Raw genomic sequence first — 23,584 nt, 5'->3', positions numbered from 1 at the left:
TTGAGGGCGCGCAAAACGGAGTGCCGGTGCTCCCTCGGCGGAACACCGGCACCGTCGTTCGCTCCTGCCCCGCCGGGCTACTCCTGGCCCAGGAAGTCCCGATCGGTCTGGAAGCTGTCCTCGCCCACGAGATGCCCGACGTGCTCCAGGGTGTCCGAGATGTGCAGGTCGTCGAGCGGACCGTCGGCGGCGACGGCGTGCGACGGAGTGATGGCGGCCACGACGAATCCGGTGGCCAGGCTGGCGATGGCGAGCATGCTGCGCTTCTTCATGCCCCGTCCAACTACGCGGGCGGCCAGGGGTCACGGGCGGACCCGCGAGGGGAGCAACGCGGCGGGTCGGCGCGGCGGCGGTGACCAGGCGACGGCCCGCGGTGGGCGCCTCGTCGTCGGTCCCGCGCGGAAACCGGATGGCCCCGGCGATCACCGCGCGGCTAGCCTCGGGAGACCCGATCTCCCGACCGCACGGAAAGACCTGCGCGCCATGACCAGCCCGCGACCGACCACGACCCTCTGGCGCCCCACCGGCCCCGTGGAGCTCGCACTGGTCCGGGAGCTGGAGTGGGGCGCCTGGCCGCCCCGGCTGCCCGAGCAGCCGATCTTCTACCCGGTGCTCGACGAGGACTACGCGATCAGGATCGCCCGCGACTGGAACGTCAGGCACGACGGCGCCGGCTTCGTGACCCGCTTCGAGGTCGACACGGAGTTCGTCCGCCGCTACCCCGTCCAGCAGGCGGGCGGCAGCACGATCCTGGAGCTGTGGGTGCCGGCCGAGGAGCTGGACGAGTTCAACGCGCACATCGTCGGCACGATCGGCGTGGTCCACGAGTTCCGGTGAGGCCGGGTGCCGTCGCCGCACCAGGACATCGGATGTCCTACCCGGCCACCCCACAGACAGGTCCAAGAGACCTCATAGTCTCCCGGGTTCGTCAGTCAACACAACCCAACGCACGCGACGGCGCCCCATCCCCAACAGGCCCCATAACCAGGCCAGTACGGGAACTGGAGCAACCTTCACCACTTCCCTTCCAACACAGCTCAACAGCTCCTACCATAAGCGCGCACCGATGACGCCTCTCTGTCGTCATCCCACCTTTCGCGAGTCGGAGGAGCGTAACGATGCGTCACCCTCACACCCGCACAACCCGCCGAAGAGTGGTCGGAGCACTCACCGCGGCACTGCTGTGTACCGCGGGCCTCGCCGCACCCGCCGCCGCCGGCGGCGGGCCTGCCGGCTCGCCCGCCCCCGCCGACGGTCTCGCCCTCACCCCGCCGATGGGCTTCAACAACTGGAACTCCACGCACTGCGGTGCGGACTTCGACGAGACCATGGTCGAGGGCATCGCGGACCTCTTCGTGGCGAAGGGCCTCAAGGACGCCGGCTACCGGTACGTCAACCTCGACGACTGCTGGGCCCTGCCGAGCCGCGACGCGGACGGCAAGCTGGTCCCGGACCCGGCCCGCTTCCCCCACGGCATCAAGGCGGTCGCCGACTACGTGCACGCCAAGGGCCTCAAGCTCGGCATCTACACCAGCGCGGGCACCAGGACCTGCAACGACGCGGGCTTCCCGGGCGCCCTCGGCCACGAGTACAGCGATGCCCGGCAGTTCGCCGACTGGGGTGTCGACTATCTCAAGTACGACAACTGCAACAACCAGGGCGTGGACGCCAAGCAGCGCTACCTCACCATGCGGGACGCGCTGAAGGCGACCGGGCGGCCCATCGTCTACAGCATCTGCGAATGGGGCGAGAACAAGCCCTGGGAGTGGGCGTCGGACGTCGGCCAGCTGTGGCGCACCACCGGGGACATCAGCGACAGCTGGGGCTCGATGGTGTCGATCCTGAAGCAGAACCTGCCGCTCGCGCCCTACGCGGGCCCCGGGCACTGGAACGACCCGGACATGCTGGAGGTCGGCAACGGCGGCATGACCGACACCGAGTACCGCTCGCACTTCTCGATGTGGTCGATGATGGCCGCCCCGCTGCTCATCGGCACCGACCTGCGCAAGGCCTCCCCGGCGACCTTCGACATCCTGGACAACAAGGAGGTCATCGCCGTCGACCAGGACCCGCTCGGCAAGCAGGGCACGGTGCTCTCCTCTGCCGGCGGACGCTGGGTCGTGGCCAAGCAGTTGCAGGACGGCAGCCGCGCGGTCGCCCTCTTCAACGAGTCCAGCTCCCCCCAGCGCATCGCGACCACCGCCCAGGCGGCCGGCCTCCCGAACGCGCCCGCCTACACCCTGCGCGACCTGTGGCGGCACCGGAGCTACAACACCGCGGGCACCCTCTCCGCGGTCGTCCCGGCACACGGCACCGTCCTGGTCCGGGTCGCCGCCGACCGGCACTGGACGGCCAACCCGCCGGCCGTCGAACTCGGCCTGACCGGCAGCCGGTTCGTCGAGCCGGGCAGCACGGCCGCGCTCACCACCTCCGTCACCGACCTCGGCCGCAGCACCGCCCGCAAGGTCTCCGTGGCGCTCACCGGTCCCCGGGGCTGGACCGTCACCCCGACCTCGCCGACCAGGACCGCGGCACTGCCGACCGGCCGCGCCCTGCGCACCGGCTGGAAGGTGACCGCTCCCGCGGGGACGCCGAAGGGGTCGTACGACCTCGGGCTCCGGACGAGTTACCGGTCGCCGGCCGGAGTGCGCGCCGAGAGCACCATGACGATCACGACGACCGTCGCGGACCCGCCGCCGGCCGGAAGCTCCTATCTCAGCGACCTACCCTGGCTGTCGGCCGACAACGGCTGGGGCCCCGTGGAGCGCGACACCAGCAACGGGGAGACCGCCGCGGGCGACGGGCATCCGATCACCGTCGGCGGGGTGGTGTACGCCAAGGGGCTCGGCACCCATGCTCAGAGCCAGGTCGACTACTACACCGGCAAGGCGTGCGAGAAGGTCACCGCCGCGGTCGGCGTGGACGACGAGGAAGCCGCCGACGGAAGCGTCTCCTTCGAGGTCTGGGCGGACGGCACGAAGGTCGCCTCGACCGGCGTCCTGACCACGGACATGCCCGCCCAGCCGCTCACCGCCGACGTCACCGGCGCCGAGGTCGTCAGCCTGGTCGTCACCGACAGCGGGAACGGCGTCACCTCCGACCACGGCGACTGGGCGGACGCGCGGATCACCTGCTGACGGTCCGCGGCCACCGCGTCACACGTCCCGGCCGGCCGTCCCCGAGCGGCCCGGTCGGCCGGTCCTGAACCCCGGCCGACCGGGCCTGAACGTTCCTGCCGAGTATGGCGGCCGCTTCAGACGCCGGCCGCCGTCACGTCCGTGCCCATCCGCGCCAGCGCGGCCGCCGCGGCGCCCACCAGTCCCGCGTCCGTGCCCATCTGGGCCGGCACGATCGTCAGGCGCTGCACGAAGGAGAGGGTCGCGTAGTCGGTGAGGGCCTTGCGCAGCGGCGTGAAGAGGATGTCCCCCGCCTTGCCCACCCCGCCGCCGATCACCGCGATGTCGATCTCGACCAGGGTCGCGGTCGCCGCGATCCCGGCCGCCAGCGCCTGCGCGGCCCGCTCGAACGACGCCACCGCGACCGGGTCGCCGGTCCGGGCCGCGTCCGCGACCGCCGCCGCCGAGGTGTCGCCGTCGGGACCCGGCTGCCAGCCGCCCTCCAGCGCGCGCCGGGCGATGTTGGGGCCGCTCGCGATGCGTTCCACGCAGCCGCGCGATCCGCAGGGACAGGGGTCCCCGTCGAGGTCGACGCTGATGTGGCCGATGTGGCCCGCGTTGCCGGTCGGCCCGGGGTGCAGTTTCCCGCCGAGCACCAGCCCGCCGCCGACGCCCGTCGACACCACCATGCACAGCGCGTTGTCGTGGCCGCGGGCCGCGCCCTGCCAGTGTTCGGCGGCCGTGATGGCGACGCCATCGCCGATCAGCTCGACCGGCAGCCCGCCGGCGGCCGCACGGACCCGCTCGACGAGCGGGAAGTCCCGCCAGCCCGGCACGTTGACCGGACTCACGGTGCCGGCGGAGGCGTCCACCGGGCCCGCGCTGCCGATCCCGAGCGAGCCGGCCCTTCCCCACAGGGGTGAACCGGCGAGTTCGCCGACCACCTCCTCGACGGCCCCCATGACCGTCTCGCCGTCCTGCTGGGCGGGCGTCGCGCGCTGGGCACGCGCCTGGATCCGTCCGTGACCGTCCACCAGTGCGCCGGCGATCTTTGTGCCGCCGATGTCGAGGGCCGCCACGAGGTCGGTGTGCATCAGAGTCAGATCTCCCCGTCAACCATGAGTAACCGAGTGAAAGGCAGCCGTCCAGCGGTGGGGGCGCGGGCCGGAGATTGCGGTGGACAGTCTCCCTCGCATCTGACAACGTTGTCCAGGCTCTATGCTCGACGCCACATCCTCATACAAACCCATGGACCTGTGCATCCCCCGTGGACAACAGGAATCCCACCGTGGACGACAGGACAGGACGCCGCATCGTGCCCGAGACCTCCCGCCGCGCAGACCGTCTTCCCGGCTCCCGTTACGGGACCCGGCCGACGATGAAGGACGTGGCTGCGCGCGCCGGTGTGGGCCTGAAGACGGTGTCCCGGGTGGTCAACGGCGAGCCCGGGGTGACCCCGGACACCGAGCGCCGGGTCCAGGAGGCGATCGACGCGCTCGGCTTCCGCCGCAACGACAGCGCACGGGTGCTGCGCAAGGGCCGTACCGCGAGCATCGGTCTGGTGCTGGAGGACCTCGCCGACCCGTTCTACGGCCCGCTCAGCCGTGCCGTCGAGGAGGTGGCCCGGGCCCATGGCGCGCTGCTGATCAACGGCTCCAGCGCCGAGGACCCGGACCGGGAGCAGGAGTTGGCGCTCGCGCTGTGCGCGCGGCGGGTGGACGGGCTGGTGGTGATCCCGGCCGGGGACGACCACCGTTATCTGGAGCCGGAGATCAGGGCGGGCGTGGCCACGGTGTTCGTGGACCGCCCGGCCGGAAAGATCGACGCCGACGTGGTGCTGTCCGACAACTACGGCGGGGCCCGTGACGGGGTCGCCCATCTGATCGCGCACGGCCACCACCGGATCGGCTTCATCGGTGACATGCCCCGCATCCACACGGCGGCGGAGCGGCTGCGCGGCTACCGGGCCGCGATGGAGGACGCCGGGATATCCGTCGAGCCGGCGTGGACCTCCCTCGGCATGACGGACCCGGAGCGGGTGCGCCGGGCCGCCGAGGAGATGCTGTCCGGGCCCGCCCCGGTGACCGCGATCTTCACGGGCAACAACCGGGTGACCGTCACCGTGATCCGGCTTCTCGCCGAGCGGACCCGCCCGGTCGCACTCGTCGGCTTCGACGACATCGAGCTGGCCGATCTGCTGCATCCTGGCCTCACGGTCGTCGCCCAGGACGCGGCCCTGCTCGGCCGTACAGCCGCCGAGCGGCTCTTCCGTCAGCTGGACGGCACTCTCCTGGCACCGGAACGCATCGAGCTGCCGACCCGGCTGGTCACCCGCGGCTCGGGCGAGCTGCCGCCCGCGGAGTGAGCGGCGCATGAGCGGCCGTACGCTCGCGGAGCTGGGCCTCGACCAGGCACCGCGCGACCACCCGCTGACCTACCCCGGCGTCTGGCCCGCCGACTCCGGACTCCTCGACGGCGACCGGCTGTTGCCGCTGGACCGGCTGGTGCACGACGACGGCCGGGTACCGGTGCTCGCGGTCGGCTCCAACGCCTCCCCCGCCCAACTCCAGCACAAGATGGCCGAGTCCGGGGTGCCCGGGCCGATCCCCATGGTGCGCACCCGGGTGACGGGCCTCGACGTGGGCGTCTCCGCGCACGTCAGCCGGCTCGGCTATGTCTCGGCGTCCCCGCTCCAATCCCCCAACACGGTACGGGAGTTGTTCGTCGTCTGGCTGGACGGGCCCCAGCTGGAGGTGATCGACGCGAGCGAGGGCGTACCGCTGCCGGGCGGCAACTTCGAGCGGGCGTGGCTGCCCGCCCCGCACGTGCGCGTCGCCCTCGCGGACGGCACCACGCTCCCCGGCGTCCACACCTACGTCAACCGGCACGGCGTCCTGCACGACGGCACCGGCACGCCTCGCCGCCACCCCGGCGAGCACGCCCTCCTCACCGAACTCCTGGAGGAATCAGCCGCGTTGAGGGAGCTGTTCGGTGTCACCCCCGAGGAGTTCTGCACGCGTGCGCGGGCCGACGCCGAACTGTGCCGCCGGGGTACCCGGTTGTTCGCAGAGCGGAAGTGGGCGGTCGCGTCGGGCCTGGAGCGGTACCTGCGCGTCGAGCGGACGGGAAGTCCGGGGACCGGCTCGTCGTCCGCGCCGCCGTCGACGTAGACGTCGCTGATGTACCCGCCGGTGTCGCCGCTGCCGTCGGCTCTGACCCTCCGGACGTCGGTACGCCTGCCGTGGGTCTCCCGGCGGCCCGGATCTCCCGCACCCGGATACGCCGGCCGCTACTTGCCGGAGGCCGTCAGGTCGCCGCGCCGGGGTGCCGCGAAGCCCTCCAGGTCGGCTCGGGTCAGACCGGTCAGCCGGGCCACCTCGGCGATGTCGAGGGCGCCGCAGTCCAGTCCGCGCAGCAGGTAGCCGCTGAGGGCCTTGGCGGTGGCCGGCTCGTCCATGACGTCGCCGCCGGTGCGGTTGGCGTACCGGGCGAGCCGGGCGGCGGCCTGCTCGAAACCCTCGCGGTAGAAGGCGAAGACGGCCGCGTACCGGGTCGGGATGTGGCCGGGGTGCATGTCCCAGCCCTGGTAGTAGGCGCGGGCCAGGGCGCGCCGGGTGAGCCCGTAGTGCAGCCGCCAGGCGTCGTGCACCTTCGCGGTGGGGCCGACCGGCAGCACGTTGGTGGAACCGTCCGACACGCGTACGCCGGTACCGGCGGCCGCCACCTGCATGACCGCCTTGGCGTGGTCGGCGGCCGGGTGGTCGCTGGCCTGGTAGGCGGCGGAGACGCCGAGGCAGGCGCTGTAGTCGAAGGTGCCGTAGTGCAGTCCGGTGGCGCGGCCCTCGGCGGCCTGGATCATTCGGGCGACGGTGGCGGTGCCGTCGGTGGCGAGGATGGACTGGCTGGTCTCGATCTGGATCTCGAACCCGATCCGGCCGGGCTCCAGGCCGTGTACCTTCTCGAAGGCCTCCAGGAGCCGGGCCATCGCGGTGACCTGCTCGGGGTAGGTCACCTTGGGCAGGGTCAGCACCAGGCCCTCGGGCAGGCCGCCGGCCGCCATCAGCCCGGTGAGGAAGATGTCGAGGGTGCGGATGCCCCGGTCGCGCACCGCGGCCTCCATGCACTTCATCCGGATGCCCATGTACGGTGCCGCCGTACCCTCGGCATACGCGTCGGCGATCAGCCGCGCCGCCCGGGCCGCCGTCTCGTCCTCCTCGGCGTCGGGGCGGGGGCCGTAGCCGTCCTCGAAGTCGACGCGCAGGTCTTCGATCGGCTCGCGCTCCAGTTTGGCGCGGACCCGGGAGTGGACAGGCTCGGCGAGTTCGTCGGACAGGCCGAGGACGGCGGCGAAGGAGGCGGCGTCGGGGGCGTGTTCGTCCAGGGCGGCCAGCGCCCGGTCGCCCCAGGAGCGGATGGTGTCCGCGGCGAAGGCGTCACCGGGGACGTACACGGTGTGGACGGGCTGACGGGTGCCGGGGTCGCCCGGGTAGCGACGCTCCAGTTCGGCGTCGACCGGCGCGAGGGAAGCGCTGATCTCCTCGCTGACGGCGCCCGCGAGACTCGTCGCCACCTTCTGCTGCTGGCCCTGACCCATCCCACACCCTCCTGTTTTCCACTGTACGGAATCAACAATCCGTTGAATGAAGTTATCCGGGCGCCTTCGGGATGGTCAACACCATGTCCACCGTGCGACACGCCCCCATCTGGACATGTTCACGCTCGACTCACACCTGGGTAGCACACTCTCTGCGCAGGACTCGCCTTACGCACGCCGCGCCCGGCCGTCGCCACCGAAGGAGCACCCGTGCCGAACCAGCGCCGAGTCACCCGCCGTCTGGGCCTGAAGGTCCTGTTGGCCGCGGCGGTCACCGTGCCCCTTTCCAGCGCCGTGGTCTCCGCCTCGTCCGCCTCCTCCAGACCGTCCGCCACCCTGCGGGCCGGGCGGGCGGCCCCCTCGGCTCCGTCGCGGCGCGCGCCCCGGCTCGACGTCATGACCTGCAACCTGCGGTACGCCGACAACGCCGAGCCCAACAGCTGGGCCGACCGCCGCCCCGTGATGCGCGAACTGCTGCACCGCGCGCACCCCCAGGTCATCGGCACCCAGGAAGGCCTCTACCAGCAGCTGCGCGACATCGACGCCGACCTGGGACCGCACTACGACTGGATCGGCACCGGCCGCGAGGGAGGCAGCCGGGACGAGTCCACGGCGATCTACTACGACATCCGGCGCCTGGCCCCACTGGAGCACTACACCTTCTGGCTCTCCGACACCCCGGAGGTCATCGGATCCAACACCTGGAACGCAGCCTTCCCCCGCATCGTCACCTGGGTCCGGTTCCGCGATCTCGCCGACGACGGCCGGGAGTTCTACGTCGCCAACACCCACTTCGACCAGAAGAGCCAGTACGCCCGCGAGCGCAGCGCGACCCTGCTCACCCAGCGGATCGCGGAGTTCGACCCCGCGCTGCCGGTCGTGGTGACCGGCGACTTCAACGCCGCCGCGCACAAGAACCCGGCCTACGACACCCTGGTGGACTCCGGGCTCGTGGACGCCTGGGACGCGGCAGAGCGGCGCGGCACCCTGTACGGCACCTTCCACGGCTACCACCGGCTGAAGCAGGACGGCGACCGTATCGACTGGATCCTGACCTCGCCGGGTGTGACGACGCACCAGGCGACGATCGACACCTTCTCGATGCACGGCCAGTTCCCCAGCGACCATCTGCCCGTGCAGGCCTCGCTGAGCCTGCGCTGACACCACGAGGCCCCCGTGACCGGTGTCGGTCACGGGGGCCTCGGACAGCCTCGCGGTGATCAGCCCTTGCGGGTGTTGATCTCCTCGGTGAGCTGGGGGACGACGTCGAAGAGGTCGCCGACCACGCCGAAGTCGACCAGCTCGAAGATCGGGGCCTCGGCGTCCTTGTTGACCGCCACGATGGTCTTGGAGGTCTGCATGCCCGCGCGGTGCTGGATGGCGCCGGAGATGCCGTTGGCGATGTACAGCTGCGGGGACACGGACTTGCCGGTCTGGCCGACCTGGTTGGTGTGCGGGTACCAGCCGGCGTCGACGGCGGCACGCGAGGCGCCCACGGCCGCGCCGAGGGAGTCGGCGAGCGCCTCGATGATGGCGAAGTTCTCGGCGCCGTTGACGCCACGGCCGCCGGAGACCACGATCGCGGCCTCGGTCAGCTCCGGACGCCCCGTCGACTCGCGCGGGGTGCGGCCGGTGACCTTGGTGCCGGTGGCCTTGTCGGAGAAGGTCACCGCGAGGGCCTCGACCGCACCGGCGGCCGGGGCGGCCTCCACGGCGGCGCTGTTGGGCTTGACCGTGATGACCGGAGCGCCCTTGGTGATACGGGACTTGGTGGTGAAGGAGGCGGCGAACACCGACTGGGTGGCCACCGGGCCCTCGTCGCCGGCTTCCAGGTCGACGGCGTCGGTGATGATGCCCGAGCCGATGCGCAGCGCGAGGCGCGCGGCGATCTCCTTGCCCTCCGCGGAGGAGGGGACCAGCACGGCGGCCGGGGAGACGGCCTCGACGGCGGCCTGCAGCGCGTCGACCTTCGGCACGACGAGGTAGTCGGCGTACTCGGACGCGTCGTGGGTGAGGACCTTGACCGCGCCGTGCTCGGCGAGGGCGGCGGCGGTGTCGGCGGCGCCGTTGCCGAGGGCGACGGCGACGGGCTCGCCGATCCGGCGGGCCAGGGTCAGAAGCTCCAGGGTGGGCTTGCGGACGGCACCGTCCACGTGGTCGACGTAGACGAGGACTTCAGCCATGGGAATGCTCTCCTGCTTGCGAAAGTTGAGGGGCGGCGGTCAGCTACTGCAGGACTCAGATGAACTTCTGGCCCGCGAGGAACTCGGCGAGCTGCTTGCCGCCCTCGCCCTCGTCCTTGACGATCGTGCCGGCCGTGCGGGCCGGACGGGCGGTCGCGGTCTCCACCGCGCTCCAGGCACCCTCCAGACCGACTTCCTCGGCCTCGATGTCCAGGTCGGACAGGTCCCAGGACTCCACCGGCTTCTTCTTCGCGGCCATGATGCCCTTGAAGGACGGGTAACGCGCCTCACCCGACTGGTCGGTCACCGACACGACCGCCGGAAGCGAGGCCTCCAGCTGCTCGCTGGCGGCGTCGCCGTCACGGCGGCCCTTCACGGTGCCGTCCTCGACCGTGACCTCGGAGAGCAGGGTGACCTGCGGGACACCCAGCCGCTCGGCCAGCAGGGCCGGGACCACACCGGCGGTGCCGTCGGTGGAGGCCATACCGGAGACCACCAGGTCGAAGCCGGCCTTCTCGATCGCCTTGGCCAGCACCAGCGAGGTACCGATCACGTCGCTGCCGTGCAGGTCGTCGTCCTCGACGTGGATCGCCTTGTCCGCACCCATGGACAGCGCCTTGCGCAGCGCGTCCTTCGCGTCCTCGGGGCCCACGGTCAGGACGGTGACCTCGACGTCGTCGTCGGAGTTCTCGGCGATCTGCAGCGCCTGCTCGACCGCGTACTCGTCCAGTTCGGAGAGCAGACCGTCCACGTCGTCACGGTCGACGGTCAGGTCATCGGCGAAGTGCCGGTCGCCAGTGGCGTCGGGCACGTACTTCACAGTGACAACGATCCTCAGGCTCACGCCGGCTCTCCTACTGCATCGTCTTTTCTGGCCTGCCTCTTGAAGGCAGCATAGGCGCCTCAAGCGGCTCATCCCGGTCGGGGCGGCCGCGCGCTCCGAACGAAATATTACTCGTCAGTACACCCAGTTCGTACCCGCTAAGCAAGCGCTTTGAACTGTGACCTTCGCAACGCAGCGTAACCGGAACTCGACGCCTCCGCAGAACGAGGAGCGCGTGATCAATCACGCAATCCGTTGAAACCACCCTGGTGATAGAGGAGCGGCCGGCCGGCCCGGGAGGGATCTCCGACGACCACCTCGGCCAGCACGATGCGATGGTCGCCGGCCGGTACCCGTGTGACGACCCGGCACACCAGCCAGACCAGCACGTCGTCGAGGACCGGAACCCCCGCATGACCCTCGCGCCAACTGGTGGGCGCCCCGAACCGGTCGGCGCCGCTGCGCGCGAAGGTGGCCGCGAGCTCGGCCTGGTGCTCGCCGAGGATATGGACGCCTATGTGCTCGGCGGTGGATATCGCGGGCCAGCTGGAGGCGCCCGTGCCGACGCCGAAGGAGAGCATCGGCGGCTCGGCGGAGACGGAGGAGAGGGAGGTGGCGGTGAAGCCGACCGGGCCGCCGGCCCCGCGCGCGGTGATCACCGCGACTCCGGCGGCATGCCGCCGGAAGGCTGAGCGGAGCAGGTCGGGAGAGGCGAGCCGGGAGGTGCCGAGGTCGGGCGTGGCCGTCATGGAGTTTTCCTTCTGGGGGAGGCGGCGTTCGGGTCCGGGGGCGTTCAGCGACCCGGACAGCGCGCGCTCGCGGTGCGGGCCAGATCGACGTGGACCCGCCCGAAGAGAAGGAGTTCATGGGGCATACGGTCAGGCTGACGATAGGTGGTACGCCCAGTCAAGTACGTTCCGCGATATGGGAGCTGCCCCTCCGTCATCGGCACGTCCGTCAGACCGCCTCTCCCAGCGCGGCGATGACGTCCGCCTTCCGGGGCTGCCCGGTGGCCCGGCGCACCACCCGGCCGTCCGCGTCGAGCACCAGCACGGTGGGCGTCTTGAGGATCTCCAGTTCGCGCACCAGGTCCAGGCGGGCCTCGGCGTCGATCTCGACGTGGGTGACCCCGGGGACCATCTCGGCGACCTCGCCGAGCACCCGCCGGGTGGCCCGGCAGGGGGCGCAGAAGGCGCTGGAGAACTGCACCAGCGTTGCCCGTCCACCCAGTTCGCCGCCGAGTTCGGCCGCTCCGAGCCGCTTGCCGTCGTCCCGCCCGCGCACCCTCACCCTCCCGCTCCGCCGCTTGTGCAGCACTCCGTAGACGCTCGCCATCGCGAGCACCGCCGCGCACACCATCAGTCCGGTCATCACGCGCACCAGCTTTCCCGACGCCGCCCGCCCTTTCGACCAGCGTTCACGAGACTGCAAAGATTCCCGGCTCCCCTGACGGCCTTCGGGGCGGAATCCTGGGTTCATGGACATCGACGCACGTGGACCGCGTTTCGCGGCGGCCGTGACGACGGTCGTACTGGCCGCCGCGCTGATCACCCGGAGCCCCTGGATCCTCGCCTGGCAGACGCTGGTCTTCGCGCTCGGCGCGGCCGCCGGCGTGAGCCGTTCGCCGTACGGCTGGGCGTTCCGGACGGCCGTACGCCCGCGGCTCGCTCCCCCTACGGAGTTCGAAGCACCCGAACCCCCGCGATTCGCACAGGCGGTGGGCCTGGTGTTCGCGGGACTCGGTCTGGTCGGCTTCACGCTGGGACCCGGCTGGCTGGGTCTCGCGGCGACCGGGATGGCGCTCGCCGCGGCCTTCCTGAACGCGGCGTTCGGGTACTGCCTGGGGTGCGAGATGTTCCTGCTCATCCGCCGAGTAGGGGTACGCGCAGAGTAAAGGCAGGTTAAAAATACGAGGTGGATCATAGGCCGACGTGACGAGGATCTCGCCACTCCGGGGCACCAGGGCTGGCTACCCGTCCGTTCTTCGGGCACGATCTGCGATACGCCGTAAACCTACGGCTCCGTAACTTCCCGCCGGGATCCCCTTTCCCAGGCAGAGCAGAAAGGGTCCGCCCCGCCCATGGCCGAGCTGGTCTACCGTCCCGTCATCGGTTTCGCCAAGACGCTGTTCAAGGTCTGGGACCTGAAGATCGACTGCCAGGGTTCCGAGAACATCCCGCGCTCGGGCGGAGCCGTGCTGGTGAGCAATCACATCAGCTATCTGGACTTCGTCTTCGACGGCCTGGCCGCTCTCCCGCAGAAGCGCCTGGTGCGTTTCATGGCGAAGGAGTCGGTCTTCCGGCACCGGATCTCCGGTCCGCTGATGCGCGGGATGAAGCACATCCCGGTGGACCGCACGCAGGGCGAGACCGCGTACCAGCACGCGCTGGACTCGCTCAAGTCGGGTGAGATCGTGGGGGTCTTCCCGGAGGCCACGATCTCCCAGTCGTTCACGCTGAAGAGCTTCAAGTCGGGTGCAGCGCGCCTCGCCCAGGAGGCCGGCGTCCCGCTGATCCCGATGGCGCTGTGGGGCACGCAGCGGCTGTGGACCAAGGGCCAGCCGCGCAACTTCAAGCGCAACCACCTCCCCGTCACCATCCGGGTGGGCGAGCCGGTCGAGGCCCCGCGCGACCAGTACGCGGGCGCCATCACCCGCCGCCTGCGCGACCGCGTCCAGGACCTGCTGGACGCGGCCCAACGCGCCTACCCGGCCCGCCCGAAGGACACGACCGACACCTGGTGGCTCCCGACCCACCTGGGGGGTACGGCGCCCACGCAGGAGCAGTTGAAGGCCGCCGAGGCGATCTGAGTCTCAGCCCGCCGACTCGGGCGCCCGTACCTCGATACGCGCCCCGGGGCTGAACTTCTCCAGCAGCTCGGCGAGTTCGGCGCCCGCCGCCTCGACGTCGGCGACCGGCATCGGGGCGAGGCTCTCCAGGAGGAAGAGCGCCGAGGTGGTCCGCTCGGTCAGGCGGGTGCGGGGGCCCTGGCGCCAGTTCCAGCGGCGGCAGGTGACGCCCGCTTCGTCGCACCACACGACCTCGCCGGCGTCCGGGTGCTCGACGGCCTCCTCGCCGCCCGCGACCGTCACGAAGTCCTCCTCGCCCGTGGCGCGCACGAGGCGCATCCCGCCCTGGATGAGATCGAGGTCCTCGCCGCCGACGGGGATCAGGTGGGCGACGCTGATGGCGTTGTAGAGGTCCACGAGCAGGTTGATACGGGGCAGACCGCCGTCCGCGAGGGCCCGCTTGGCCAGCGCCTCGGCGGAGTTCCGGGTACGGGACGGCTTGGAGCCGAACGCCGTGTAGGCCGCACGCCAGGCCGCCATGTGCGGGTCCTCGTGCGGGGCGCGCCCGTCCAGGCGGGCGGCGAGCCGCCGGGCCGCTTCGTCGAGGAGGGCCGAACTCGCCTCCGTGCTGGGCCCGTTGACCAGACCGTGGGCCTCGATCGCGAGATGCGTGAAGCCGGGCGCGAGTGCGCGCACCTCGTCGGACACGGTGAGCGTGAGAGTCATCTGCCTTGCCTCAGAGTGCGGTGGGGAGCGTCTTCCACAGGTACGGACGGTCGGGCGCCGCTTTCAACGCGCCGAGCACAGCCGGGTGAGGTTCAGCGTACAGGACCGGATAGTCCATCTCACTGGACTCCGGATCAGGGATCCAGGCCAGCCGCTCACCGTCGAGGGAGAACCGCGCATCGACGCCCGGTCTATTGCCGCGTGGATCCTGCCGGTGCCAGCCACCGTTGAAGCGCACGGCGACCAGTCCGTGCACGACGTGGCCGGCCCCGTCGTCGGCCGCCAGCCGCTGGTAGCACAGGGCCGTGGGGATGTCCTCGGCACGCAGCAGGGCGGCGAGGGCGTGGGCCTTGGCGTAACAGATGCCGGTGCGCAGCTCCAGCACGTCCGACGCACGCCAGGTGACACGAAGATCACCGGAGTCGGCGGAGTGCGGGATGGCGTCCCGTACGAACTCGTACGCGGCCTGTGCATAGGCATACGAGTCCTCGGCATCCGACGCCAGCCGGGCCGACGCCTCCCGGACCAGCGGATGATAGTGGTCGATGACCTCGTCAGCGGCCAAGTACGCGGACAGGTCGGGGGTGCTCTGGATCAGCTCCATGGGTGCAGAGCATAGAAATGCGACCACCCGAGCGTCAATGACTTTTCAGGTGACCGCATATCTATGCATCAATTCCCGGTCAGCGCGCCATCTCCTCCTTGAGCGCCGCCACGAACGCGTCCACGTCCTCCTCGGTCGTGTCGAAGGCGCACATCCAGCGCACGTCTCCGGCTGCCTCGTCCCAGAAGTAGAACCGGAAGCGCTTCTGGAGGCGCAGGCTGACGTCGTGCGGGAGCCGGGCGAAGACGCCGTTGGCCTGCACCGGGTGGAGGATCTCCACACCGTGCACGGCGCGGACGCCCTCGGCGAGCCGCTGGGCCATCTCGTTGGCGTGCCGGGCGTTGCGCAGCCACAGGTCCTTGGCGAGCAGGGCCTCCAGCTGCACGGACACGAAGCGCATCTTGGAGGCGAGCTGCATGGACAGCTTGCGCAGGTGCTTCATGTGGCTGACGGCGTCCTGGTTGATCACCACGACCGCCTCGCCGAACACGGCACCGTTCTTGGTGCCGCCCAGGGAGAGGATGTCGACGCCCACCGCATTGGTGAACGTGCGCATCGGGACGTCCAGGGAGGCCGCCGCGTTGGCTATCCGGGAGCCGTCCAGGTGCACCTTCATGCCGTGCGCGTGGGCGTGCTCGCAGATCGCGCGGATCTCGTCCGGCGTGTAGAGGGTGCCCAGCTCGGTGCTCTGGGTGATCGAGACGACCTGCGGCATCGCGCGGTGCTCGTCCTCCCAGCCGTACGCCTGCCGGTCGATGAGCTCCGGGGTGAGCTTGCCGTCGGGCGTGGGCACGGTGAGCAGCTTGAGGCCGCCCATGCGCTCGGGGGCGCCGCCCTCGTCGACGTTGATGTGCGCGCTCTCGGCGCAGATCACCGCGCCCCAGCGGTCGGTGACCGCCTGGAGCGCGACGACGTTCGCACCGGTGCCGTTGAAGACCGGGAAGGCCTCCGCGGTCGCGCCGAAGTGGCCGCGGACGATCCGCTGGAGGTTCTCGGTGTACTCGTCCTCGCCGTAGGCCACCTGGTGGCCGCCGTTGGCGAGAGCCAGGGCGGCCAGTACCTCGGGGTGGGTTCCGGCGTAGTTGTCACTGGCGAAACCGCGGACCTCCGGATCGTGGTGGCGACGCGCGTCGGTCTTCGGAGGGTTCACGGCTGCTCGGTCAGCCACAGACGGTTTCCGTTCACTTCGGAGGCGGGCCTGCTCCAGACGCCCTCGACGGCCTCGGCGAGGTCCGTGACGTCCGTGAAGCCCGCGAACTTCGCGTTGGGCCGCTCGGCGCGCATCGCGTCGTGCACCAACGCCTTCACCACCAGGATGGCAGCAGCGGAGGCCGGGCCCGCCTCGCCCCCGGCCTTGCGGAAGCCGTCGGCCATGGCGAGCGTCCAGGCCTCGGCCGCGGCCTTGGCGGCGGAGTACGCGGCGTTCCCGGCGGTGGGCTTGGACGCACCGGCGGCGCTGATCAGCACGTACCGGCCCCGGTCGCTGCGCTGCAGGCCGTCGTAGAAGGCCAGGGAGGTGTGCTGGACCGTGCGGATCAGCAGCTTCTCCAGCAGGTCCCAGTCGGCCAGGTCGGTCTCGGCGAAGTTCGCGCTGCCGCGCCAGCCGCCGACCAGATGGACCAGGCCGTCGACACGGCCGTGGTCCTTCTCGATCCGGTCGGCCCACGCCCGGGTCGAGTCCAGGTTGAGCAGGTCGACCGTCTCACCGGTGACCACGGCGCCGCCGCCCGCGTAGCGGGCCGCGTCCACGGCCTCGGCCAGGCGCTCGGGATTGTTGTCGGCGCCGACGACGGTCGCGCCCGCCTCCGCCAGCCTGACCAGGGTCGCGTGCCCGGCGGGTCCGCCCGCCCCGGCCACCGCGATCACCGCACCACTGAGAGACCCGTTGCCCGCCATGTGCTTCCCCTCTTGAGCCGTGTTCCGGAGGCGGTCGCTCACGCGGCGACCGGCTCGGCGCTGTCCGCCGTGATGCCCTTGGTCTCGGCGATCACGTTCTTCAGTTTCTTGGACAGGGCCTCGTAGAACATGCTCAGCGGAAACTCGTCCGGAAGCACGTCGTCCACGAGCTTGCGCGGCGGCAGTGTCAGGTCAAGGGCGTCCGGGCCCTTGGCCCACTTGGAGCCGGGATGCGGGGCGAGGTAGGTGGCGACCAGTTCGTAGCCGGCGAACCAGTGGACCAGCTTCGGGCGGTCGATGCCGTCCCGGTAGAGCTTCTCGATCTCGGCGCACAGCTGGTTGGTGACCTGCGGGGCGCGCTCCCAGTCGATGGTGAGCTTGTTGTCGGTCCAGCGGACCACGTCGTGCTTGTGCAGGTACGCGAAGAGCAGCTGGCCGCCGAGCCCGTCGTAGTTGCGGACGCGGTCGCCGGTGACCGGGAAGCGGAACATCCGGTCGAAGAGCACCGCGTACTGCACGTCACGGGCCTGCGGAACGCCGTCGTCGGCCAGCTTCACGGCCTCCTTGAAGGCGGTGAGGTCACAGCGCAGCTCCTCGAGGCCGTACATCCAGAACGGCTGGCGCTGCTTGATCATGAACGGGTCGAACGGCAGGTCGCCGTGGCTGTGGGTGCGGTCGTGGACCATGTCCCACAGCACGAAGGCCTCTTCGCAGCGCTTCTGGTCGTGGACCATGGCGGCGATGTCCTCGGGGAGTTCCAGGCCGAGGAGGTCCACGGCCGCGTCGGTGACCCGGCGGAAGCGGGCGGCCTCGCGGTCGCAGAAGATTCCGCCCCAGGAGAATCGTTCCGGCGCCTGGCGCACGGCGATGGTCTCGGGGAAGAGGACGGCCGAGTTGGTGTCGTAGCCGGCCGTGAAGTCCTCGAAGGTGATGCCGCAGAACAGCGGGTTGTCATACCGGGTGCGCTCCAGCTCGGCCAGCCAGTCGGGCCAGACCATGCGCAGCACGACCGCCTCCAGGTTGCGGTCCGGGTTGCCGTTCTGGGTGTACATCGGGAAGACGACCAGGTGCTGGAGGCCGTGCGCGCGGCCCGCGGCCGGCTGGAAGGCCAGCAGCGAGTCGAGGAAGTCGGGCACCTGGAAGCCGCCCACGGCCCATCGCCGCAGGTCGGTCACCAGGGCACGGTGGTACTCGGCGTCGTGCGGGAGCAGCGGGGACAGCTCCTCGACGGCGGCGATCACCGTGTCGACGGCCCGCTCCACGTCGGCGCGGGCGGGGGCGCCCTCGGCGTCGAAGTCGATGGACCCGTCCTTGGCCTGCCATGGCCGGATCCGTTCCACGCCATCCTTGAGCACGGGCCATGCCGGGTGCTCGACCACCCTGGTCACGGGAGGAACCCGCTCCTCCGAACCCACCTGCACAAGAATTTCCGTCATGACCCATCCTCCACGGGAGCACCTCGCGTTAGGACACCGTATGCATACGTGCTTTCTCCCAGCAAGGGGCCCCTCGGGAAATTATCCTGCGGCGCTCCACCTTCACCGCGCTTTTTCCTGTCCGAAACCGTGAAGGCGCTCACATTCACTACGAGCGGTGACGAGGTGTCAGTTCCCGGGCATCGCATGGATCCGGCCGGTCAATACACGGCGGGACGCGCCCACCCCCGGGTGACCGCCGACAGGGGCACGAGCCAGGCACCACGCGCCCGGCGCACCAATCCCCCGTGTACGTACGGGTTCATCGCGACGGGCGGCCATTAGGCTGCGCCCAGCCGCGTGGACAGCGACGTCCCGTCGTAACGGTCCGCGCGCGTGCATCCCCCGCCGCCGTCGACGGAAGCGAGTTGAATCTTGAACTTCCTTACCATCGGTCACCGCGGAGTCATGGGCGTCGAGCCCGAGAACACCCTCCGTTCCTTCGTCGCCGCCCAGCAGGCCGGCCTCGACCTGATCGAACTCGATCTGCACCTCAGCAAGGACGGCGCCCTCGTCGTCATGCACGACGCGGAGGTCGACCGCACGACCGACGGCACCGGCCCGATCGCCGAGAAGACCCTGGAGGAACTGCGCACCCTGGACGCGGGCCGCGGTGAGCGCGTGCCGGTGTTCGAAGAGGTCCTGGACGCGGTACGGGCGCCGCTGCAGGCCGAGATCAAGGACGTGGCGGCGGCCCGCGCGCTGGCCGAGCTGATGCAGCGGCGGGATCTGGTGTCCCGGGTGGAGGTGTCGTCGTTCCACGACGAGGCCGTCGCCGAGATCGGCCGGCTGGTGCCGGGCGTGCGCACCGCGCTGATCGCCAGCCGCTACGGCCCCGACGTGGTGGAGCGGGCCAGGGAGGCGGGCGCGGCGACCCTCTGCCTCAACATCCGGCGGCTGACCCTGGAAGTCGTCGAGCACGCCCGCAAGGCGGACCTCAGGGTGATCGGCTGGGTGGTGAACACCCAGGACGACCTGCGGCTGGTGCGCGCCCTCCAGCTGGACGGCGCGACGACCGACTATCCGGAGATCAAACGCACCGCCCGCTTCACCGCGTGAGCCGTCACACCAGGGGCTTGACCAGCAGCTCGAACTGCAGGTCGGCGCGGAGCGGGATACCGAAGCGCTCGTCGCCGTACGGGAAGGGCGTCATCTTTCCCGTACGGCGGTAGCCGCGTCGCTCGTACCAGGCGATCAGGTCGTCGCGCACGGAGATCACCGTCATGTGCATCTCCGTGGCGCCCCAGTCCTGCCGGGCCCGGCGCTCCGCCTCGGCGATGACGACCTTGCCGAGGCCTGCGCCCTGGAGGGCGGGGCTGACCGCGAACATGCCGAAGTAGGCGTGGGTGCCGCGGTGTTCCAGCTGGCAGCAGGCGACGACCCGGCCGTCCCGCTCGACCGTGAGCAGCTTGCCGTCCGACGCCTTGACGACCTCGAGGACGCCCTCCGGGTCGGTCCGCTGTCCCTCCAGGATGTCCGCCTCGGTGGTCCAGCCGGCCCGGCTGGCGTCGCCCCGGTACGCCGACTCGATCAGCGCGACCAGCGCGTCCACGTCGGCGGCGGTGGCGTCGCGGAAGGTCAGTCCGGCGGCGGCGTTCTCCATGGGCGGTTTCTCCGATCTCGGGCGGGCTGAGCCGGCCACGAGCCTAACGTCGCCGCTCGGCGGCCGGCGGACCGGTGGTCCCCGAGGCGGCCCCCGGATGCGGGGCGCCGGCGTCGGCCGGCACTACGCTCCGGTCGCATGGTGCACGTACTGAGCAGTCGTACCCTTGTCCACCCGACCGACCCCGAGCGCTCCCGGGCCTTCTACGGCGAGCAGCTCGGCCTCCCCGTCTACCGCGAGTTCGGCACGGGCCCCGAGCGGGGCACGGTGTACTTCCTGGGCGGCGGCTTCCTGGAGGTCTCCGGGCGCGCGGACGCCCCCGCTTCCCCCGCCGTGCAGCTGTGGCTGCAGGTCGCGGACGCCGGCGCGGCACACGAGGAACTGGTGGCCAAGGGCGTCGGGATCGTACGTCCGCCGGTGAAGGAGCCGTGGGGCCTGGTCGAGATGTGGATCGCGGATCCGGACGGCATCAGGATCGTGCTGGTGGAGGTGCCGGCCGACCATCCGATGCGGTACCGCCCGGGGATCTGACGATGCGCCGGTGTCCGATGGCCGCTGTCGGTGGCGGGGTCTAGCGTTCGGAGGAGAGATCCCCCTGGAGGAGTGGCCATGGAGTTCGACAAGCCGGTGCCGGGCGGCCCCTGCTGGACGGAGCTGGGGACCGACGACCTGGAGGGCGCCAAGCGGTTCTACGCGGAGCTGTTCGGCTGGCGTCCGGAGACGGATCCCCGGCAGGAGGCCGGCGGCTACACCGTGGCGCATCTCGGGGACGCGGCGGTCGCGGCCATCAGCCCGCTGTACCAGGAGTCCCAACCGGTCGCGTGGAACGTGTCGTTCGCGGTGACCGAGGCGGACGCGACCGCGCGGCTGGTGGAGGAGGCCGGCGGCACGGTGGTGGTCGGACCGATGGACATCTTCGACGTGGGCCGCTTCGCGGTCGCCCTCGACCCCACCGGCGCGGCCTTCCAGCTGTGGCAGGCCCGGAGCTTCCCCGGTGCCGGGCTGCTCAACGCGCCCGGCGCGCTGGGCTGGGTGGAGCTGGCGACCCGGGACACCGGGCGGGCCGGCGGCTTCTACACCACCGTCTTCGGCTGGAGCGCGGAGCCCTCCGAGTGGTACACGGAGTTCGCCGTCGGCGGGCGGCGGTTCGGCGGGATGGCCGACATGGGCGACCGGTTCCCGCCCGAGGTGCCGCCGCACTGGCTGCCGTACTTCGCGGTCGAGGACGTGGACGCCACGGCCGAGGTCGCGGTGGCGGCGGGCGCGACCGTGCGGGCGGCACCGATGACGGTCCCGGACGGCCCGCGCATCGCCGTACTGGCCGATCCGCGGGGTGCGGGGTTCGGCGTCTTCCGGGCGGAGGAGAAGAACTGAGCCGGGGATCACCCGTGCCGCGTACGGTGCCCGCCGGAAGCCGGTCGGCGGCCGGCGCTCCAGCTGTCGCCGTACCGTCCGTCGCGTTTCGCGGTCAGGCCCGCAACGCGGCCGCCCGGCCCTCCAGTCGCCCCAGCAACTCGGCCAGCAGACCGGCCAGTTCGCCCTGTCCGTCGGGGGCGAGGACGGACAGCACGGCCGTCTCGTAGGCGAGTTGCTCGGGCAGGATGCCGTCGACCAGGTCCCGTCCGGCGTCGGTGAGGCGGAGGTGGGCCACCCGCCGGTCGCGGGCGTCGCCGCGCCGCTCGACGAGGCCGCGCTCGGTGAGCTGCTTGAGGCGTTTGGTGACGGCGGCGCCGGAGGAGAAGGTCTCCTTGGCCAGCTCGCTGGGGGTCAGTTCGTGGCCGGTGCGGCGCAACGCGCCGAGCAGGTCGAACTCGGGGCGGCTGAGTCCCGCCCGGCGCAGCGGGGCGTCCTCGGCCTGCTGGAGGAGGGCGGCACAGCGGTTGATCCGGCCGATGACCTCCATGGGTCCGGTGTCCAGCTGGGGGTGGACGGCCTGCCACTGCCGGACGACGCCGGCGACCGTGTCGTCTCTGCCCGTCCCCCCTTCCGCGTCGCCGCCGGCCGCCGGTCCTCCGTTGGTCGCCGTCATGGCCGTACGTCCTCCGTAGTCCTCGTGCCGTCCCAGGAGTGCGGTCCCTGGCGTCGTACCGTCGCCGCGAGCGTACGGTGTCCGGACTGCTCGGCGAGCACGACCCGCTCCTCGGGCAGTGCGCGCTGCCACCACTCGCCGGACGCGGCGTCGGCCGTGGCCCTCAGCTCGGCCAGGGCGGCGGACAGGGTGCGCCGGGCGGTCCCCAGGGCGCGCGGGGCCGGATGCGGCTCGGCCAGCAGCCGGGCGGCCTCCTCCCGGGCCCGCTCGACGGCGGTCAGGGCGTGTTCGATGCGGTCGCCGGCCCGCCGGTTGGTGACCACGACGGCGGCGACGAAGCCGACGAGCGCGCCGACCAGGGTGTCCAGGACCCGCTCGGTGATCAGCTGCCCGGAGTCCTGGGTACGGGCGAACTCGGTGATGAGCAGCGCCATCGGGGTGACGCAGACGCTGCCGAGCCAGTAGTTGCGGCCGATCAGCGCCTCGGCGCCGAAGTTGAAGGCGAGGCAGCTCAGCACCAGGACGGCCGGGTGCAGATGGGCCAGGGGCACGACGGCGGCGAAGACCAGGACGCCGAGCAGGTTGCCGACGACGCGCTGGACGCCGCGGCTCCAGGTGAGGGTGACGTTGGCCTGGTACAGGGAGGCGGCGGTGACCAGCGCCCAGTAGGGGCGGCCGACGCCGAGGGCCAGGGAGGCGTATCCGGCGAGGGCGCAGCCGAGCGCGGTACGGGCGGCGAGCGGGGCGAGCGGGCCCAGCCGGCGCCACAGCGGGCGGTGCGGCAGGGCGCGTTCGGTGTCGACGCCGAGGAGTTCGTCGTCGGCGCCGGCCACCCGCGGGACACGTCCGGTGCCGCGCAGTTCGCGGGCCCAGCCGCGCAGTCGCCCGGGGTCGGCGTCGGCGGGCGCGGCGAGGGCGACCTCGGCGCGGACGACGAGGTGTTCGAGGGCACGGCGGGTGCGGTCGGTACGGGCGCCGGTGGCGAGCAGGGTCTGCCAGGCGGCCTGCACGGCGGCGGCCGCGGCGGCCCGGGTCCGGGCGTGGTCCGCCCCGGTACCGCAGGTGGCGGCATGGGCGGCGGTGGCGTTCAGGGCGTGGGCGGTGGCCCGGCGCTCCGGGCCGTGCGGGCGCAGCAGCCCGGGTGCCATGCCGACCAGCCAGGCCCAGGCGCCCGCGAGCAGGGCGAGTCCGACGTGACCGGGCACCTGGCCGAGGGTCCCCGGGGCGAACAGGGAGGCGGAGCTGATGAAGGTGAGGACCACGTTCCCGGGGGGACCGACCCGGGTGGCGTCGCACAGGGCCTTCTGCGCGGCCGCGAGCAGGGCGCCGACGGTGACCAGGACGACCGCGTTCGTGGTGAGCGAGGCGGCGAGCAGGGCGACGGCGAGACCGCAGGTCATGCCGAGGACGACCCGGGCCAGGGTGCGGGCGCGGGCGGGGTAGGGGCGGTTGTGGCCGTAGAGGGCGCACAGCGAGCCGGCCATCATGTACATCGCCAGGTCGAGGCGGCCGAGGGCGAGCAGGGTCAGGTTGGGCGGGGCGACCGCGGCGACCACGCTGAATGCGGGTTTGAACCAGATGTCGGTGGGCCGGCCGAGGCGCAGCACACCGGTGAGGGGCAGACGGCGGGTGGTCGGGGTCGCGGTGCTCATATCCATCAATTTAGCATGTGTTTTACTCGTAAAACAATCTCGAACATGCCGCACGGCCGGTCGTCGGCCATATCTCGAGCAGGCCGCCCTCACCT

25 protein-coding genes are annotated in these 23,584 nt (G+C 71.5%); 10 read left to right on the top strand and 15 right to left on the bottom strand.

Annotated elements, in window-relative coordinates; all coding sequences use genetic code 11:
* Positions 1-77: 77 nt before the first annotated feature.
* Complete coding sequence (locus tag ACZ4N4_RS30215) at positions 78-272, bottom strand: hypothetical protein (RefSeq protein WP_453564095.1); 195 nt, start codon at positions 270-272, stop codon at positions 78-80.
* Positions 273-483: 211 nt separating this feature from the next.
* Here ACZ4N4_RS30215 and ACZ4N4_RS30210 point away from each other — a divergent pair, with 211 nt between their 5' ends.
* Positions 484-837 carry a hypothetical protein gene (locus ACZ4N4_RS30210; RefSeq protein ID WP_467594648.1) on the top strand — a complete coding sequence of 118 codons (354 nt, stop codon included), beginning with the start codon at positions 484-486 and terminating at the stop codon, positions 835-837.
* Between the two features lie 281 nt (positions 838-1,118).
* Positions 1,119-3,137: an NPCBM/NEW2 domain-containing protein gene (locus ACZ4N4_RS30205; protein ID WP_467594645.1), complete on the top strand. Its 2,019-nt coding sequence runs from the start codon at positions 1,119-1,121 to the stop codon at positions 3,135-3,137.
* 116 nt (positions 3,138-3,253) lie between these two features.
* On the opposite strand, the gene ACZ4N4_RS30200 is transcribed toward ACZ4N4_RS30205, so the two are convergent.
* Complete coding sequence (locus ACZ4N4_RS30200; protein ID WP_453564089.1) at positions 3,254-4,210, bottom strand: ROK family protein; 957 nt, start codon at positions 4,208-4,210, stop codon at positions 3,254-3,256.
* 194 nt (positions 4,211-4,404) lie between these two features.
* On the opposite strand from ACZ4N4_RS30200, the gene ACZ4N4_RS30195 reads away from it, so the two are divergent.
* Positions 4,405-5,481, top strand: coding sequence for a LacI family DNA-binding transcriptional regulator (locus tag ACZ4N4_RS30195; RefSeq protein WP_453564088.1), 1,077 nt, complete (start codon positions 4,405-4,407; stop codon positions 5,479-5,481).
* A 7-nt stretch (positions 5,482-5,488) separates the two neighbouring features.
* Positions 5,489-6,286, top strand: a complete 798-nt coding sequence (locus ACZ4N4_RS30190; RefSeq protein ID WP_467594643.1) for a hypothetical protein — start codon at positions 5,489-5,491, stop codon at positions 6,284-6,286.
* A gap of 119 nt (positions 6,287-6,405) precedes the next feature.
* On the opposite strand, the gene ACZ4N4_RS30185 is transcribed toward ACZ4N4_RS30190, so the two are convergent.
* Positions 6,406-7,710, bottom strand: coding sequence for a DUF6986 family protein (locus ACZ4N4_RS30185; RefSeq protein ID WP_467594640.1), 1,305 nt, complete (start codon positions 7,708-7,710; stop codon positions 6,406-6,408).
* A gap of 210 nt (positions 7,711-7,920) precedes the next feature.
* Between ACZ4N4_RS30185 and ACZ4N4_RS30180 the strand changes: the two genes are divergently transcribed.
* Positions 7,921-8,871 (top strand): endonuclease/exonuclease/phosphatase family protein, encoded by a 951-nt coding sequence (locus ACZ4N4_RS30180; RefSeq protein WP_467594637.1) that lies wholly within the window; start codon positions 7,921-7,923, stop codon positions 8,869-8,871.
* Positions 8,872-8,930: 59 nt separating this feature from the next.
* Here the strand turns inward: ACZ4N4_RS30180 and ACZ4N4_RS30175 are convergent, their stop codons facing one another.
* The 4 genes from ACZ4N4_RS30175 to ACZ4N4_RS30160 all read right to left on the bottom strand — a co-directional run bounded on the left by ACZ4N4_RS30175 (position 8,931) and on the right by ACZ4N4_RS30160 (position 12,087).
* Positions 8,931-9,893 carry an electron transfer flavoprotein subunit alpha/FixB family protein gene (locus tag ACZ4N4_RS30175; RefSeq protein ID WP_467594634.1) on the bottom strand — a complete coding sequence of 321 codons (963 nt, stop codon included), beginning with the start codon at positions 9,891-9,893 and terminating at the stop codon, positions 8,931-8,933.
* A 55-nt stretch (positions 9,894-9,948) separates the two neighbouring features.
* Entirely contained in the window at positions 9,949-10,737 is a 789-nt protein-coding gene (locus ACZ4N4_RS30170) for an electron transfer flavoprotein subunit beta/FixA family protein (RefSeq protein ID WP_467594631.1), read from the bottom strand.
* Between the two features lie 218 nt (positions 10,738-10,955).
* Entirely contained in the window at positions 10,956-11,465 is a 510-nt protein-coding gene (locus ACZ4N4_RS30165; protein WP_467594628.1) for a flavin reductase family protein, read from the bottom strand.
* 208 nt (positions 11,466-11,673) lie between these two features.
* Positions 11,674-12,087 carry a TlpA family protein disulfide reductase gene (locus tag ACZ4N4_RS30160; protein ID WP_453564075.1) on the bottom strand — a complete coding sequence of 138 codons (414 nt, stop codon included), beginning with the start codon at positions 12,085-12,087 and terminating at the stop codon, positions 11,674-11,676.
* Positions 12,088-12,193: 106 nt separating this feature from the next.
* Here ACZ4N4_RS30160 and ACZ4N4_RS30155 point away from each other — a divergent pair, with 106 nt between their 5' ends.
* Positions 12,194-12,610, top strand: a complete 417-nt coding sequence (locus ACZ4N4_RS30155) for a DUF4395 domain-containing protein (protein ID WP_453564073.1) — start codon at positions 12,194-12,196, stop codon at positions 12,608-12,610.
* Positions 12,611-12,796: 186 nt separating this feature from the next.
* Positions 12,797-13,525, top strand: a complete 729-nt coding sequence (locus ACZ4N4_RS30150; RefSeq protein ID WP_467594624.1) for a lysophospholipid acyltransferase family protein — start codon at positions 12,797-12,799, stop codon at positions 13,523-13,525.
* Between the two features lie 3 nt (positions 13,526-13,528).
* Here ACZ4N4_RS30150 and ACZ4N4_RS30145 read toward each other — a convergent pair whose 3' ends face one another.
* From ACZ4N4_RS30145 to ACZ4N4_RS30125, 5 genes are all read right to left on the bottom strand, one after another.
* Complete coding sequence (locus tag ACZ4N4_RS30145; RefSeq protein WP_467594621.1) at positions 13,529-14,230, bottom strand: B3/B4 domain-containing protein; 702 nt, start codon at positions 14,228-14,230, stop codon at positions 13,529-13,531.
* Positions 14,231-14,240: 10 nt separating this feature from the next.
* Positions 14,241-14,834 (bottom strand): transglutaminase domain-containing protein, encoded by a 594-nt coding sequence (locus tag ACZ4N4_RS30140; protein WP_467594618.1) that lies wholly within the window; start codon positions 14,832-14,834, stop codon positions 14,241-14,243.
* 79 nt (positions 14,835-14,913) lie between these two features.
* Positions 14,914-15,984: a threonine aldolase family protein gene (locus ACZ4N4_RS30135; RefSeq protein ID WP_453564064.1), complete on the bottom strand. Its 1,071-nt coding sequence runs from the start codon at positions 15,982-15,984 to the stop codon at positions 14,914-14,916.
* Entirely contained in the window at positions 15,981-16,730 is a 750-nt protein-coding gene (locus tag ACZ4N4_RS30130; protein ID WP_453564062.1) for an SDR family NAD(P)-dependent oxidoreductase, read from the bottom strand. Before ACZ4N4_RS30130 ends, ACZ4N4_RS30135 begins: the two co-directional genes overlap by 4 nt.
* A gap of 38 nt (positions 16,731-16,768) precedes the next feature.
* Positions 16,769-18,166: a DUF6421 family protein gene (locus ACZ4N4_RS30125; protein WP_453564060.1), complete on the bottom strand. Its 1,398-nt coding sequence runs from the start codon at positions 18,164-18,166 to the stop codon at positions 16,769-16,771.
* Between the two features lie 414 nt (positions 18,167-18,580).
* Between ACZ4N4_RS30125 and ACZ4N4_RS30120 the strand changes: the two genes are divergently transcribed.
* The gene (locus tag ACZ4N4_RS30120) at positions 18,581-19,264 is read left to right on the top strand and encodes a glycerophosphodiester phosphodiesterase (RefSeq protein WP_453564057.1); all 684 of its coding nucleotides are present in this window, start codon (positions 18,581-18,583) and stop codon (positions 19,262-19,264) included.
* Between the two features lie 4 nt (positions 19,265-19,268).
* Here the strand turns inward: ACZ4N4_RS30120 and ACZ4N4_RS30115 are convergent, their stop codons facing one another.
* Positions 19,269-19,808, bottom strand: a complete 540-nt coding sequence (locus ACZ4N4_RS30115) for a GNAT family N-acetyltransferase (protein WP_453564054.1) — start codon at positions 19,806-19,808, stop codon at positions 19,269-19,271.
* A 138-nt stretch (positions 19,809-19,946) separates the two neighbouring features.
* On the opposite strand from ACZ4N4_RS30115, the gene ACZ4N4_RS30110 reads away from it, so the two are divergent.
* A complete protein-coding gene (locus ACZ4N4_RS30110) occupies positions 19,947-20,339 on the top strand; it encodes a VOC family protein (RefSeq protein ID WP_453383471.1) in 393 nt (130 codons plus the stop codon).
* Between the two features lie 78 nt (positions 20,340-20,417).
* Positions 20,418-21,182, top strand: a complete 765-nt coding sequence (locus ACZ4N4_RS30105) for a VOC family protein (RefSeq protein WP_467594612.1) — start codon at positions 20,418-20,420, stop codon at positions 21,180-21,182.
* A 94-nt stretch (positions 21,183-21,276) separates the two neighbouring features.
* Here ACZ4N4_RS30105 and ACZ4N4_RS30100 read toward each other — a convergent pair whose 3' ends face one another.
* Complete coding sequence (locus tag ACZ4N4_RS30100) at positions 21,277-21,837, bottom strand: MarR family winged helix-turn-helix transcriptional regulator (protein WP_453564048.1); 561 nt, start codon at positions 21,835-21,837, stop codon at positions 21,277-21,279.
* Positions 21,834-23,489, bottom strand: coding sequence for an FUSC family protein (locus tag ACZ4N4_RS30095; RefSeq protein ID WP_467594610.1), 1,656 nt, complete (start codon positions 23,487-23,489; stop codon positions 21,834-21,836). Before ACZ4N4_RS30095 ends, ACZ4N4_RS30100 begins: the two co-directional genes overlap by 4 nt.
* Positions 23,490-23,584 lie beyond the last annotated feature (95 nt).

The organism is Streptomyces sp. NPDC026538 (assembly GCF_055567535.1).
The sequence above is the reverse complement of the archived record's forward strand: the minus strand, read 5'-3'. Positions and strand labels throughout refer to the sequence as shown.

Coding starts and splice junctions, on each gene's coding strand:
- ACZ4N4_RS30210 (WP_467594648.1), top strand. CDS start 484: ATGACCAGCCCGCGACCGACCACGACCCTCTGGCGCCCCACCGGCCCC.
- ACZ4N4_RS30145 (WP_467594621.1), bottom strand. CDS start 14,230: ATGACTCTCACGCTCACCGTGTCCGACGAGGTGCGCGCACTCGCGCCC.
- ACZ4N4_RS30115 (WP_453564054.1), bottom strand. CDS start 19,808: ATGGAGAACGCCGCCGCCGGACTGACCTTCCGCGACGCCACCGCCGCC.
- ACZ4N4_RS30200 (WP_453564089.1), bottom strand. CDS start 4,210: ATGCACACCGACCTCGTGGCGGCCCTCGACATCGGCGGCACAAAGATC.
- ACZ4N4_RS30100 (WP_453564048.1), bottom strand. CDS start 21,837: ATGACGGCGACCAACGGAGGACCGGCGGCCGGCGGCGACGCGGAAGGG.
- ACZ4N4_RS30130 (WP_453564062.1), bottom strand. CDS start 16,730: ATGGCGGGCAACGGGTCTCTCAGTGGTGCGGTGATCGCGGTGGCCGGG.
- ACZ4N4_RS30150 (WP_467594624.1), top strand. CDS start 12,797: ATGGCCGAGCTGGTCTACCGTCCCGTCATCGGTTTCGCCAAGACGCTG.
- ACZ4N4_RS30125 (WP_453564060.1), bottom strand. CDS start 18,166: ATGACGGAAATTCTTGTGCAGGTGGGTTCGGAGGAGCGGGTTCCTCCC.
- ACZ4N4_RS30110 (WP_453383471.1), top strand. CDS start 19,947: ATGGTGCACGTACTGAGCAGTCGTACCCTTGTCCACCCGACCGACCCC.
- ACZ4N4_RS30140 (WP_467594618.1), bottom strand. CDS start 14,834: ATGGAGCTGATCCAGAGCACCCCCGACCTGTCCGCGTACTTGGCCGCT.
- ACZ4N4_RS30095 (WP_467594610.1), bottom strand. CDS start 23,489: ATGAGCACCGCGACCCCGACCACCCGCCGTCTGCCCCTCACCGGTGTG.
- ACZ4N4_RS30105 (WP_467594612.1), top strand. CDS start 20,418: ATGGAGTTCGACAAGCCGGTGCCGGGCGGCCCCTGCTGGACGGAGCTG.
- ACZ4N4_RS30165 (WP_467594628.1), bottom strand. CDS start 11,465: ATGACGGCCACGCCCGACCTCGGCACCTCCCGGCTCGCCTCTCCCGAC.
- ACZ4N4_RS30175 (WP_467594634.1), bottom strand. CDS start 9,893: ATGGCTGAAGTCCTCGTCTACGTCGACCACGTGGACGGTGCCGTCCGC.
- ACZ4N4_RS30190 (WP_467594643.1), top strand. CDS start 5,489: ATGAGCGGCCGTACGCTCGCGGAGCTGGGCCTCGACCAGGCACCGCGC.
- ACZ4N4_RS30205 (WP_467594645.1), top strand. CDS start 1,119: ATGCGTCACCCTCACACCCGCACAACCCGCCGAAGAGTGGTCGGAGCA.
- ACZ4N4_RS30215 (WP_453564095.1), bottom strand. CDS start 272: ATGAAGAAGCGCAGCATGCTCGCCATCGCCAGCCTGGCCACCGGATTC.
- ACZ4N4_RS30185 (WP_467594640.1), bottom strand. CDS start 7,710: ATGGGTCAGGGCCAGCAGCAGAAGGTGGCGACGAGTCTCGCGGGCGCC.
- ACZ4N4_RS30155 (WP_453564073.1), top strand. CDS start 12,194: ATGGACATCGACGCACGTGGACCGCGTTTCGCGGCGGCCGTGACGACG.
- ACZ4N4_RS30160 (WP_453564075.1), bottom strand. CDS start 12,087: ATGACCGGACTGATGGTGTGCGCGGCGGTGCTCGCGATGGCGAGCGTC.